The organism is Streptomyces sp. NPDC026417, from assembly GCF_055567695.1.
This window is the reverse complement of sequence record NZ_JBVHPY010000003.1, coordinates 444,733-457,391: the sequence shown is the minus strand read 5'-3', so window position 1 is coordinate 457,391 and position 12,659 is coordinate 444,733. Positions and strand designations below refer to the sequence as shown.

The following is a 12,659-nucleotide window of genomic DNA, read 5'->3' as shown; positions in this document are numbered from 1 at the left end:
TCTGGGTGAGCTTGCCGTCGACGAACTCCATCTCGACGAGGTGCAGCCACCCCACCCCACCCCCCCCCCCTCCCTCCCCCCCCCCCCTCTCCCCCCCCCCTCCCCCCCCCCCCCCCCCCCCCCCCCCCCCCCCCCCCCCCAGGCCGCGGATCGCCGGCGTGGCGAACAGCGCCACGCACCCGGCCAGGCAGACGCCCGTCGAGACCAGCAGCAGTCGGGCCGGTGACGCCAGCGCGGTGGCCGGCCCGGCCAGTATCTGACCGAGCGCGATCCCGGAGACCGAGCCGGCCAGCTCGTACGCGGTGACCCGGTTGAGCACGGCGGGCGGGGTGTGGGTCTGCACGCTCGTCGCCCACATCACCGACCAGAACGCCCAGGCACCGCCGCCCAGGACGTGACCCGCGAGCAGCACGGGCAGGCCGGCGCCCAGTGCAACGCAGAGGGGCAGTGCGGCGAACAGCGCCATCGCCATCGCACCGGCGGCCAGCGGCCTGGCGGGACGCAGCCGAAGTGCCAGCAGGCCGCCGAGCACGGTCCCGACACCGAGGAAGGACACCGCCACGCCGTAGGCGTTCGGGCCGAGCCGGGCGCCGATGAGCGCCGAACTCAGCGGCACCAGCGGCCCGAAGAGCAGCACCCCGTAGCCGACCCAGATCAGGATCACCGCCCACATCCAGGTGCGTGCACGGAACTCCTGCCAGCCCTGGCGCAGGTCGTGCCGGAGCGAACGTCCCTGGTGCGCCGCGGAGTCGGGGCCGGTGGCGTGGTCCGTCTGGGCGGAGGGCGGGTCCAGCCTGATGAGCGCCAGGCACAGGGCGCTGAGCAGGAACGTGCCGCCGTCGATGGCGTACACGGTTCCGGCACCCGTCAGCGCGATCAGGAGCCCCGCCAGGGCCGGACCGAGCAACTGGGCCAGCGCATCGGCCACTTTGAGGGTCGCGTTGGCCCGCTGGGGCTCGCGAGCGACCAGCGGCACCATCCCGTTGACGCCCGGCTGGAACATCGCGGTGGCCGAACCCGCCAGCGCCGCCATGGTCACCAGCAGCCAGAGGGGCGGCGGCCCGGCGAAGAACGCCACGGCGAGCACGCCCTGCGTGACGACCCGGGCGACATCCGCGCCGACCATCATGCGCCGCGCACCGATCCGGTCGGCGAAGACCCCGCCGAAGAGGACCAGGAGAACGAAGGTCCCCGTCCAGACGCCCAGAACGAAGCCCACCCCGGAGATCCCGTACAGGGCGCCGACCGCGAGCGCGGCGGCTACCGGCATCATCGCGTCGCCGACCAGCGAAACGGCGCGGGCGATGAAGTAGAGCGTGAAGCGCCGGTCCCACAACGGGGTTCGGGCGGGCGGCCGGACAGTCGCCGGACCGGGCCGGGCGATCTGTCCGGGACGGGTCCGCCGCAGGGGCACGGGCCGCTCCCGATTCCGGGGAGACGCCGAGGTCTGCGCCTGTGTATGAGTCTGTGTCTGCGTACGGGTTCGCGGGGTGGTCACAGGCCCCATATTGGACTGGACCAATCGGTCGAACCCAGTGTCCTGAACGACATGATGAGGTACTTTCGCGCCATGCCGCCCAACTCGCTGCCGAAGTCCCGGGCGCTGCACCGGGTCGTGGCCCTGCTGCAACCCCCGCAGTCGACCTTCCCCCTGGCCTGCGCGACCGAGGTCTTCGGCGACCACGGCCCGGCGATCCCCGCCCGCTACGCGTTCGAGGTGTGCACCGAGCATCCCGGGCCGGTACGCACTCAGGTCGGCTACGACGTGCTGGTCCCTACGGGACTGGAGGCGTTGGAGCGCGCGGACACCGTGCTGGTCCCCGGCTGGCAGCAGCCGGCCGGCACCGAGGTGCCGTCAGCGGTGGTCACCGCGGTCCGTCGGGCCCACCGGCGCGGCGCGCGGATCGTCGGTCTGTGCTCGGGCGCCTTCGTGCTCGCCTCCGCCGGCCTGCTGGACGGCCGCCGGGCCGCCACCCACTGGACCCAGGCGGCCGAGCTGGCCTCCCGGTTCCCGGACGTCCGGGTCGACCCGGCGGTGCTGTACGTCGACCACGGCGACGTCGCCACCAGCGCCGGGTCGGCGGCCGGGGTGGACCTCTGTCTCCACCTCGTCAGGGCCGACCAGGGCGCCGCGTACGCGATGCGGATCGCCCGGCAGCTGGTGATGCCGCCGCACCGTGAGGGCTGCCAGCTGCAGTACGCCGAACTGCCCACGTCCGGGCCGGTCACCGATTCTTTGGCGCCCCTGCTGGAGTGGCTGGGCGGTCGGCTCGACCGGCCGGTCAGCGTCGCCGAGATGGCGGCCCACTCGCAGGTCTCCGCGCGCACGCTGACCCGGCGCTTCACCGAGCAGCTGGGCATCAGCCCCGGACGCTGGCTGCTGGACCGGCGGATCGCCGCCACCCGTGCCCTGCTGGAGGACACCGACCTGCCCGTCGAGACGATCGCGCGCCGGGTCGGTCTGTCCTCGGCGGTCAACCTGCGCCGGCGCTTCCACGAGGCCCTGCGCACCACGCCCGCCGCGTACCGGCGTGCCTTCCGGGCGGACACGGCCGGGTAGGCAAGCGCCGCAAGGACGGTGCCGGGTGCCTTGCGCCGGGGCGCTTCAGTCGGCGCCCGCGTGGCTGTCGATCCGGTCCCCCGGACGGCACACCTCCGGTCGTGGCGCTGCGGCAAAACGTGGGACATGGTGCGTACGGTCTCTCCTGACGTGCTCAGGGAGGCCCGGTGAACACGACAGTCGTCCGAAGTGAGTGCCCGTACGTCAGCACGGGCTCCGGCACCACCGCGAGGCCGGCCGAGGCGGAGGTCCCGGCATGACCGCCGACCCCCGCGCCTCCGCCGGCTCCCACTCGCGCCCACCCGAGCTGCCCGGCCAGACCGTCGTCGTGATCGGCGGCAGTGCGGGAATCGGCTTCGAGACGGCCAGACGCGCCCAGGCCGAAGGTGCCGAGGTCGTGCTCGTCGGCCGCAATCAGGGGCGGCTGGACGAAGCGGCGGCCGAACTCGGGGTGCAGCGCACCGCCGCCTTCGACGCGACCGATCCCGCGGCCCTGGCGGAGTTCTTCCGGAACCTGGCGACGCCGATCGACCATGTGATGGTGACGGCGGGCCGCCCGAGCTACGGACCGCTGCTCGAGATGACCTCCGCCGAGGTGCGTGACGCGATCAGTGACCACGCGGTGCTGGAACTCGAGGTCGCGCGCAACTCCGTCGGCCGCGTGAGGCCCGGTGGCAGTCTGGTGTTCATGGGCGGCACCGGCGCCCGGCGCGTCACTCGCGGTCTCGGGGTCGTCTCGGCCGCCACCAACGCACTGCCTCCCTTCACCGCCGCCCTCGCGCTCGAACTCGCGCCCGTGCGGGTCAATCTGATCGCGGCGGGCTTCGTCGACACCCCGCTGTCGGCCTCGCTGCTGGGCGAGCGGCTGGAGGAACGCCGTGCGGAACTGCGCGCGAAGCTGCCGATCGGCCGCGTCGTGGGGCCCGCGGACGTCGCGGCGCTGGCCGTGCATCTGATGGTCAACACGGCACTGACCGGGGCGACGTACGACATCGACGGCGGGCAGCAGTTCGTCTCCTGACCCACACGTGAGCATCGGAGGGCGACATGTCCGCGGAGCAGTTCCACGTCACCGAAGTCACGCCGTCCTACTGGCGGGTGATCTTCGACAACGGCCCCGTCAATCTGCTGGACCCGGACACTCTCGAACAGCTCGGTGCGCTGGTCGCGCGGATCGAGTCGGATCCGCACCTCACCGTCGTCGTGTTCGGCAGCGACACCCCCGGCTACTTCATGGCCCACTGGGACTTCGCGGCCGACAACTCCCGTGTCGCGAGCATGCGTCCGGGACCGACCGGGCTGCACCCGTACCTGGACAATTTCGTACGGCTCAGCAAGGTGCCGGCCGCGACGATCTCGGAGATCCGGGGCCGTACCCGCGGCGCGGGGAGCGAGTTCGTGCTGGCCACGGATATCCGCTTCGCATCCGAGAAGGCGGTCCTCGGCCAGTTCGAGGTCGGTGTCGGCGCCATCCCCGGCGGAGGACCCATGGCACGGCTCGGACGTCTCGTCGGCCGCGGGCGCGCCCTGGAGATCCTGCTCGGTGGCGACGACATCCCCGGCGAGCTGGCCGCCCGGTACGGCTACGTCAACCGCTGCGTCCCCGACGCCGAGATCGGGGACTTCACGGACGCGTTCGCGCGCCGCATCGCGGCCTTCGACAAGGTGGCCGTCAGCGGTATCAAGAAGCTGGTCGACGTGGCCACCCTGCCGGAGGATGCCGAGTTCGCACCGGGACTCCAGGGGTACTTCGCCACTGCAGGCCGCCCGGAACACCGGCCCTTCGTGCAACGCCTGCTGGAGAAGGGTCTTCAGCAACCCGACGGCATCGAGAACGACCTCGGTACCGCGATCGGCCGGTTGCGCCAGGAACCGTGACCCTGGTTCGACCATCTGGCAACCGGCTTCGGTGCCCGCGGCCGTCCACCGGCCTGCCGTCATCGCCGCCTCAGCGGACTTCACCGCACAGGGCGCGGTCCACGAGCCCCCGTACGGCTCGTTCGGCCGCGAGCAACTGCGCTTGTCCGCCCGTGCCGTTGGCGACGACGACAACCGACCGATGCCCGTCCCCGGTGAAGGCGGCGCGCACGGTGAAGCCCTCCAAATCCCCTCCGTGGCCCCAGGTGTCACCGCCGCAGGTCAACGGCTGCCTCATCAGCCCCAAGCCGTATCGCAGGCCGGGGAACCCCGCCTCGAATGCCTCGCCGACGGCCACGGTCCGGCGCATTTCGGCCAGTTGGGCGGGCGGGAGCAGACGTCCGCCGAAAAGGGCGGCGAAGAAGCGGTCGATGTCGCGTTCGGTACCGACGAGGGAAGCCGCGGCGCCTGCCCAGGAGACGTTCCTGACCGTGGTGTCCGTCAAGGAGCCGGAACCGGGAAACAGGTGATAGGTGTGCGCGTACGGCGACTTGAGGTAGGGATCGTCGCCCGGGGCATAGGTGCCGGTCAGGCCGAGCGGGCGGATGATGCGCTCGCGCACCTCGTCTGCCCACGGCCGCCCGGTCGCCCTCTCGATGATCATCCCGGCGAGTACGTAGTTGGGGTTCGAGTAGTTCCAGTCGGGCGCGGGGGCATCCGCCGGAGCGGGCGGGAAGTCCGGCCGGTGGCGCACCGCGCCGGCGACCACCCGCTCGGCGTCGACGTGATCGAACCTCGTCCGCTCGAAATCGGCCGCGGTGCTCCCGGTGTCCTCCTCGGGACCGTAGTTGTACACGCCGCTGGTGTGCTGGAGGAGGTTTCGCAGGGTGATGCGGCGGCCGTCGTTGCCGTTCTCCGCGACCGCGCCGGGCAGCCAGTGCTCGACGGTGTCGTCCAGGGACAGGCGGCCCTCGGCGACGAGTTGCAGCGCCACGGTGGCGAGGAACGTCTTGGTGACGCTGCCCATTCTGAACTCCGCCCCGCGCGGCAGCGGACGGCCGGTGTGCAACTCGGCCTCGCCCGCCCGGGACCGGACGACGTGGGCGCCGTCGCGCACCTGCACCGAGATGCCGACGAACCCGCCCTCCGCCAGGACGCGTGCCGTCTCGCGTTGGAGGTGCCGGGGCGTGAGCCGGCCGTCCGCGGAGGCCGAAGCCGTGGAAGCCGGGTGGGGTGCGGCCGCAGCGCCGGGCACGAAGGCCGTGGACGCGACGGCGGCGGCGAGGGCGGCGGCGGCGAGCCGGTTCCGCGAGGTCATCGTTGTTGCCTTCATGCGCCCACACTCTGCCGTGACGGACGAGAGGTGCCCATGACGGCAGCCTCCGGACCGAGCCTGGGGGCAGCTCCACCGCCGGGGTGGGGCCGACCGGCCGGTCGGGGGCGCAGGGACAGCGGGGCGTGACGCGTACGTGTGCGCGCAACCGGGCACGGAATCGGTGACCGGGTACCCGAACCGCTCCGACCACCAGAGTGGCCGCGAGTCGTCGCCGCACTCGGGCCCCGCCGCTCACTCGTGCGCTCCCTCCCCCGGCGCACCCGGGGCGGACCCCCGGGCGCGGATCATCCAGCACGCGGCGGTGAAGCGTACGTCGGGACCGTGCACGAAGGGATCGAAGGCGGCGCGGACCGTGTCGACGACCCGTGCGCGTGTCTCCTCGTCCGTCTCGCGCAGCTTCAGGCCGACCGGACCCAGCCGGGTGAAGTAGCCGACCAGCTCACGTTCGGGCAGGACGCAGGTCACGTCGACCGGTCTGATGTCGACGTCGGCCCACCCGCTCTCCCGCAGGACACGGCCCACCCGGTCGGGATCGGCGAAGGCGAACTGGCCCGGCTCGCCCGGCCGGCGAACCGGGAGATCCGGCATGAGCGGTGCCGCCGCCCGCTCGGCCGTCGTCATGAACGGGTTGTCCTCGGGACCCCGCCATACGATGCAGCGGAGAACGCCGTCGTCCCGGGCGGCCCGTCGCAGATTCGTGAAAGCCCGTACGGGGTCCGGGAAGAACATGACTCCGAAGCGGGACACCACCGCGTCGAAGGCGCCCGGCTCGAACGCGTGCTCCTGCGCGTCGTCGTGGACGAAGGCGACCGCAGACTGCTCCCGCTCGGCGCGCTCGCGGGCAGCCAGGACGACCGGCTCGGAGATGTCGATGCCGACGCAGCGACTGTGGCGACCGAGCCCCCGCGCGATGGCCAGCGTCGTGCCCCCCGTGCCGCAGCCGACGTCGAGTACACGCCCCCCGGGGGCCGCGGCCACCTCGTCGACAAGCAGGTCCTCGAAGGGCCGGAACATGCCGTCGAGTACTTCCTGCGCGGCGACCCAGGCGTTGCCGACCGCTCCGTTCCAGCGAGCCGCCTGGTCCGATTCGTTGCGGCGCGGGTCTCCCACGGTCGTCTCCTCAGCGCTCGTCCGTCGCAGCGAAGTGGCGCCGTGCCGCTTCGAGTCGACTTGAGATACAGCCCATGATGGACCCGGACGTCAGCACGGTGGAGCGCCGCGCCGTCTCCCCGGGTCCCGGTGCGAGCGGTTCAGTGGCTCGGCCGACCTCAAGAGCCCGTGGTGAGGCGGACGATGACGAGGCGGGCGGGGGTCGGCCCGCCTCTGACAGAGCCCACGCCCGCTGCGCCGACCTGGCCGGGGGCGAGTGTGCCAATGAGGGGCAGGAAGCCGCCCGGTACCGACTTCGCGACAGGCCTCAGGAGAAAGCCGTCCGAGGCGGGAATCTCCAGGACGGGCTGCAGAACGATCACTCAGGGAGTCCGCGTCGGTCGCAGCCGGGCCGCACGCCAGTTGATGCGCGACATCCTCCTCACCCCCGCGTCGAGCCTGTCTCGGGGGTGCTGCCGGAATGTCGTAGGGACTCCCCGCTCCCATGGCCGACATATCTACAGCCTAGGTGTACAGTTTAGCTGTAGATAATGTTCCGTCCCGGCTGGAAGGCCTAGCCATGAAGCTCACGAAGCATGCCCACGCCTGCGTCACACTGGAGAAGGACGGCACGCGTGTGGTCATCGACCCAGGAACCTTCACCCCGGACGCCACGGCGGCCGTCGGCGGCGCCCATGCCGTCCTCATCACTCATGAACACTTCGACCACTTCGACGAAGAACTCGTCACGGCGGCTCTGGGAGCGCAGCCCGAGCTGCTGGTCTACGGCACGGCTGCCGTCGCAGCAGCGCTCGGCGACCACGGGGGCCGCGTACGCGTCGTCGCCGCCGGCGACGCCTTCACCGTCGGCTCCTTCACCGTCTCGGTGCACGGCCACCTGCACGCACAGATCCACGCCGACATCCCCTGCCCCGACAACGTCGGCTACCTCATCGACGACGGCGCGCTCTACCACCCCGGAGACGCCTACTTCGCGCCCGACGCCTCCGTTCAGACCCTCCTGCTGCCGATCAGCGGTCCGTGGACCAAACTCGGTGAAGCCGCCGACTACGTCCGCACGGTGAAGCCCGAGCGCGTCATCCAGATCCACGAGCTCATGCTCAGCGACCTCGGCAGGCAGTCGGCCGCCAACCTCCTCGGCGAGAACGGCCTCACCGGCATCCCCCTCACCGGACTGGCGCCCGGCAGCACCGTCCAGGTGTAGCGCCCGCCCTCCCCGAACCAGTTTCCCTAGTCGTCCTGCTTCCACGAGCCGACCGGCCTGCCGTCCACGCAGCGCACACGGAGTTCCACCTTTCCCGCGGTGCCCTCGAACCTCACCTCGGCATGTTCGTCGTCGGGACCCGGGTCGGCACTCTTCACTCCGAACCCCTGGGCCGGCGCCCACGACAACAGCCGTACCGTCGCCGCATCGCAAGCGGCGATGGCAGTCCCGCCAGGAGTGCTGAGTGTCCTTCTCGCGGCGGCCTCCGCGGCCGTGGAAGCAGACGAAGGAGTGGGCGTGGCCGTGGGGCCGGGAGTGGGCGTACCGGTGTCCGCGCTCACGCTCGGCGTCGGGGTGCTCGTCCCCCGTTCGCGAGTGGCCGCCGCCGAGGCCTCGGCGGCGTCGAGCTGCCGCCCGACCTGTTCCGAGGTGAGCGCCGTGCCGTCGGGGGTGTCGGTGATCCCGGCGCCGATGAGATCGACGGCGCCCAACCCGGTGAGCGTGGCGGCCGCGGCGGCGGCCGTCCAGCCGGCCAGGGCGAGGAACGTACGGGAAGGCATGCGTACGACTATGCCCTTGCTGTCGCTAAGGACAGCACCGGGGAACGCTAAAGGACGGTTAACCCAGCCGACCGGCCGGACCGCTCGGATAGCGTGCCTGCTGTGGTGCACCTGCTGATAGTCGAAGACGACCCCACCATACGCACGCCGCTCATCCGTGCCCTGCGCGAGCGCGGCCACGCCGTCGCCGCCGCGCACACCGCGATGAGCGGGTTGCAGACCGCCCTGGACGAACGCCCGGATCTCGTGGTCCTCGACCTCGGGCTGCCCGACCTCGACGGTCTCGAACTGCTGCGCATGCTGCGGGCGGTCAGTACGGTACCGGTGATCATCGCCACCGCACGGGACGACGAGCCGGACATCGTCCGGGGCCTCGACGCCGGCGCGGACGACTACGTGGTCAAACCGTTCACCGCCGCCCAACTGGAGGCACGGGTCAGGGCGGTGCTGCGGCGCGGCGCCAACGCCCCCGACCGGGCGGCGGCCACGGTCGTCGGCGACCTGCGCATCGACCCGGGCACCCGCGAGGCGAGTCTCGCCGGTGCCGCCCTCGACCTCACACCCCGCGAGTTCGACCTCCTGCACCACCTCGCGAGTCGGGCGGGACAGGTCGTCACCAAACGGGAACTGCTCACCGAGGTGTGGCGGGTGCCCTACGGAAGTGCCGACAAGACCGTGGACGTGCATCTCTCCTGGTTGCGCCGCAAGCTCGGCGAGAGCGCGCAGGAACCCCGCTATCTGCACACCGTGCGGGGCGTCGGCGTCCGGCTCAGCGCTCCCGCGGACCGCGCGTGAGGCGCCGTCTGACCCTGCTCGTCGCGGCCACCATGTGCCTGGCTCTCCTGGCCTTCGTGGTGCCGCTGGCGCTGTTGCTGCGCACCGTGGCGGAGGACCGTGCCGTCGCGACCGCCGGAGCCGACGCGCAGAGCCTTGTCTCCCTGGTGGGCACCGCGGACGCGGACACGCTGCGGTTCAGCGTCGAGCACATGGCCGCCGGGGCTCGGGGACCGCTCACCGTCTACCTCGCCGACGGGGCGGTCCTGGGCACACCGGCACCGCGTACCGAGGCCGTACGGCTCGCGGCCCTGGCGGGAGTCAGCCGGACGGTGGAGCGGCGCGACGGACGCGAGATCGTGGTGGCCGTGCAGGGGCGGACGGAAGGCACCGCCGTCATCCGTGCCTTCGTACCCGCAGCCGAACTGACACGCGGGGTCACTCGGGCCTGGCTCGTCCTCGCCGGCCTCGGTGCCGCGCTCCTGCTGCTGGGCCTGTTGGTCGCCGACCGCCTCAGCCGTGCGCTGGTGAGCCCCATCGCGAGCCTGTCCGCCGTATCGCACCGGCTCGCACGAGCCGACCTCACGGCGCGCGCCCGTCCGGAGGGGCCGCCGGAACTGCGCGAGGTCGCCGGTGCCCTCAACCACCTCGCGGACCGGATCCGGGAACTGCTGCGCGAGGAGCGCGAGCAGGTCGCGGACCTGTCCCACCGGCTGCGGGCGCCGCTGACCTCCCTCCGGCTGGAAGCCGAGTCGCTCTCCGGCACCGACGCCACCCGGATCTCCGCGCGCGTGGACGCGATGGAGCGGGCGGTCACCGGCCTGATCACGCAGGCCCGCCATCGCGGGGAGGCGGACACGTACGCGGAGTGCGAGGCGGCCTCCGCGGTCCGCGAACGGGTCGCGTTCTGGGCGGTGCTGGCCGAGGACACCGGCCGGACCGTCACCCTGGACGTCACGGCGGGCCCCCTGCCGGTCGGCGTCCCCGCGGACGAACTCGCCGCTGCCGTCGACGCGTTGCTGGGCAATGTGTTCGCCCACACCCCCGACGGAACCGCCTTCTCGATCACTCTGACGTCCCGCACCGGCGGCGGAGCCGTGCTGACGGTGGCGGACGAGGGCCCCGGCCTGTCGACGGACCTGATCCGTCGGGGCGTCAGCCTCGGCGGGTCGACCGGGCTCGGGCTGGACATCGCCCGCCGGGTCGCCCTGGCCGGCGGAGGCCGCATCGACCTGTCGAGCGGCCCGGCGGGTGGCGCCCGCGTGACGCTGGAGCTGGGACCTCCCGACTCCGCGCCCAGCGAGTCGTGAGCGCCCGGAGGTTCTGCCAGAAACCGTTGATCACGAGGCTGTCGGCCTGGTTGCCCGACGGGCGTGCGGTGATGTACGGGTCAGTCAACTGGTGCGAAGGCGGTGATCGCGTCGACGAGGTCGGCCGGGGACTCCAGCGGGATCAGGTGACCGGTGTTCGGGATCACCATGAAGTCGGCTTCGGAGAGGTAGGGCACCAGGTTGTCGCGGAGCACGCCGACGGGCTCGACGTGGTCGTTCTCTCCGGCGACGACGAGTGCGGGGACGCTGATCATGCGGGTGTGCCAGGTGATGTCCTCCGCGATGCCGCGCAGCGGCCATTCCGTGCGGGCGGCATCGGCACTGGAACGCGAGTCGGTCACGATCTGCGACTTGACCGGTTCGGGCAGCTCGATGGCGGTGAGGACGATGTCCCGCGCGTCGGCGGCGGACTCATCGGAGTCGTAGGCGTGGGAGAGGGCTTCCCGGTACTCGGGAGTGATCTCCGCGGGAGGCTTCGCCGGGCCGGAACCGACAAGGACGATCCGTCGAAGGCCGCTGGGCCGGGTCGCTGCGATCAGCTGCGCGACCTTGCCCCCCATGGAGTGACCGACGAGGACGTAGTCGGTGACGCCCGCGTCGGCGATCACGGCGAGCGTGTCGTCCGCGAGCCGGCGGAGCGTGTAGGGGCCGGACAGGCTGCTTGAGCGGCTCCACCCGCGAAAGTCGAACGTGAGGACGTCGCGCCCCGCCAGGCGGTCGACGACGAGGTCCCAGGTGCGGGCGGAACCACCCCAGTAGTGCAGGAAGACCAGGGTCGGCCCCGCTCCCGACCGATGGTCGTAAGTGGGCAGTAGCGGTTGTTGTGCCGGGCTCATCGCAAGTCCTCGATCAGTGGTCTGAGACGGATGTTCTGCATTCATTGGATCTCGGCACCCCCTTGCGCAGCATCGGCGCGACTGGTCGCCCGATGGTGGAAACTGGACACGTGACCGCGATCCGGCAGATGACCTACCAGCCCGTCGGGCGCGGCGCCGCCGCTGTCGAGACGATGACGTTCGGCCGCCTTCGCGAGCTGAACGACGGCGGCACGCAACGCGCCGACTTCCACGTCCTCGCCGTCGTCGATGCCGGGCCCGGATCCATGACCGTGGACTTCTCGGCACACCCGCTCCGGGAGCGGTCTGCGGTGTGGATTGCTCCTGGCGCGGTGCACCGGTGGGACGACATCGCCGACGTGTCAGGCCACGTCGTGCTGTTCGTCTCGACCGCGCCGGTCACCCACGCCACCCGAGCGCTCGTCGCGTCCCCGGACGTGGTCGCGCAATGGAACATCCCCGGCGCCGACTGGCCGTACGTCGACGCCGCGCGCCACCACCTGCTGCTCGAAGCATCCGCACCGCCCGAAGACACATCGCCGGGGTTGCCCGAGATCCTGGTTTCCGCGCTCATCGCCCGGCTCCGCCCGCCGCACGGCGAAGCGTGGCCGACGAATCCGGTGTTTCGACGGTTCAGGGCCAGCGTCGAAGCGCACTTCCGGCAACATCACGACGCCGGCTACTACGCCCGGGCTCTGGGATACGCGCCCCGCACCCTCTCACGAGCGGTGCAGCAGGCCACCGGCCGCACCGCGAAGGCGTACATCGTCGATCGGGTCGTCCTGGAAGCCAAACGCCTCCTCGCGCACGAGCGCCTCACTGCGGCCGGCTGTGCCGGCAGGCTCGGCTTTCCCGACGCGTCGAACTTCTCGGTGTTTTTCCGAAGGGCGACAGGCATGCGGCCGGGCGCGTGGCAGACAACGGTGTCCGAAGAGTGAGGTCGCATACGCCGATCACCGTGCCGGAACGATGGCGTCGGACGTGGCGGTGTGTGTGCGAGCAGACGGCGAGTCCGGGGTGTGCTTCATGGTCCCTTGCGGTGGTGGGCCGGCGGTCGCCGTGCCTGACGTTTCGCCACGACCGAACCCGAC

General features: G+C 71.8%; 12 protein-coding genes. 7 read left to right on the top strand and 5 right to left on the bottom strand.

Going from position 1 to position 12,659, the window contains the following annotated elements; genetic code table 11:
- Positions 1 to 1,414 (bottom strand): MFS transporter (locus tag ACZ4NT_RS07330; RefSeq protein WP_467724070.1); only part of this gene is annotated, 1,414 nt, incomplete at its 3' end.
- A gap of 156 nt (positions 1,415 to 1,570) precedes the next feature.
- Between ACZ4NT_RS07330 and ACZ4NT_RS07325 the strand changes: the two genes are divergently transcribed.
- The 3 genes from ACZ4NT_RS07325 (at position 1,571) to ACZ4NT_RS07315 (ending at position 4,438) form a co-directional block, all read left to right on the top strand.
- A complete protein-coding gene (locus tag ACZ4NT_RS07325) occupies positions 1,571 to 2,560 on the top strand; it encodes a GlxA family transcriptional regulator (protein WP_467724069.1) in 990 nt (329 codons plus the stop codon).
- Between the two features lie 256 nt (positions 2,561 to 2,816).
- Positions 2,817 to 3,581 carry an SDR family oxidoreductase gene (locus tag ACZ4NT_RS07320; RefSeq protein WP_467724068.1) on the top strand — a complete coding sequence of 255 codons (765 nt, stop codon included), beginning with the start codon at positions 2,817 to 2,819 and terminating at the stop codon, positions 3,579 to 3,581.
- Positions 3,582 to 3,607: 26 nt separating this feature from the next.
- A complete protein-coding gene (locus ACZ4NT_RS07315; protein ID WP_467724066.1) occupies positions 3,608 to 4,438 on the top strand; it encodes an enoyl-CoA hydratase/isomerase family protein in 831 nt (276 codons plus the stop codon).
- A gap of 70 nt (positions 4,439 to 4,508) precedes the next feature.
- Here ACZ4NT_RS07315 and ACZ4NT_RS07310 read toward each other — a convergent pair whose 3' ends face one another.
- Positions 4,509 to 5,750: a serine hydrolase domain-containing protein gene (locus ACZ4NT_RS07310; RefSeq protein WP_467724064.1), complete on the bottom strand. Its 1,242-nt coding sequence runs from the start codon at positions 5,748 to 5,750 to the stop codon at positions 4,509 to 4,511.
- A gap of 234 nt (positions 5,751 to 5,984) precedes the next feature.
- The gene (locus ACZ4NT_RS07305) at positions 5,985 to 6,863 is read right to left on the bottom strand and encodes a class I SAM-dependent methyltransferase (protein WP_467724062.1); all 879 of its coding nucleotides are present in this window, start codon (positions 6,861 to 6,863) and stop codon (positions 5,985 to 5,987) included.
- A 559-nt stretch (positions 6,864 to 7,422) separates the two neighbouring features.
- Here ACZ4NT_RS07305 and ACZ4NT_RS07300 point away from each other — a divergent pair.
- On the top strand, positions 7,423 to 8,067 hold the full coding sequence (locus ACZ4NT_RS07300; RefSeq protein ID WP_467724060.1) for an MBL fold metallo-hydrolase: 645 nt from the start codon (positions 7,423 to 7,425) through the stop codon (positions 8,065 to 8,067).
- A 26-nt stretch (positions 8,068 to 8,093) separates the two neighbouring features.
- Here the strand turns inward: ACZ4NT_RS07300 and ACZ4NT_RS07295 are convergent, their stop codons facing one another.
- Positions 8,094 to 8,627, bottom strand: coding sequence for a hypothetical protein (locus ACZ4NT_RS07295; RefSeq protein ID WP_467724058.1), 534 nt, complete (start codon positions 8,625 to 8,627; stop codon positions 8,094 to 8,096).
- Positions 8,628 to 8,729: 102 nt separating this feature from the next.
- On the opposite strand from ACZ4NT_RS07295, the gene ACZ4NT_RS07290 reads away from it, so the two are divergent.
- Both ACZ4NT_RS07290 and ACZ4NT_RS07285 read left to right on the top strand, forming a co-directional pair.
- A complete protein-coding gene (locus ACZ4NT_RS07290; RefSeq protein ID WP_467724056.1) occupies positions 8,730 to 9,422 on the top strand; it encodes a response regulator transcription factor in 693 nt (230 codons plus the stop codon).
- The gene (locus ACZ4NT_RS07285) at positions 9,419 to 10,711 is read left to right on the top strand and encodes a HAMP domain-containing sensor histidine kinase (protein WP_467724053.1); all 1,293 of its coding nucleotides are present in this window, start codon (positions 9,419 to 9,421) and stop codon (positions 10,709 to 10,711) included. The genes ACZ4NT_RS07290 and ACZ4NT_RS07285 overlap by 4 nt, the downstream gene beginning before the upstream one ends.
- Before the next feature lie 80 nt (positions 10,712 to 10,791).
- On the opposite strand, the gene ACZ4NT_RS07280 is transcribed toward ACZ4NT_RS07285, so the two are convergent.
- On the bottom strand, positions 10,792 to 11,568 hold the full coding sequence (locus ACZ4NT_RS07280) for an alpha/beta fold hydrolase (RefSeq protein ID WP_121407903.1): 777 nt from the start codon (positions 11,566 to 11,568) through the stop codon (positions 10,792 to 10,794).
- Positions 11,569 to 11,660: 92 nt separating this feature from the next.
- Here ACZ4NT_RS07280 and ACZ4NT_RS07275 point away from each other — a divergent pair, with 92 nt between their 5' ends.
- Entirely contained in the window at positions 11,661 to 12,506 is an 846-nt protein-coding gene (locus ACZ4NT_RS07275; protein WP_467724181.1) for a helix-turn-helix domain-containing protein, read from the top strand.
- Positions 12,507 to 12,659: the final 153 nt, after the last annotated feature.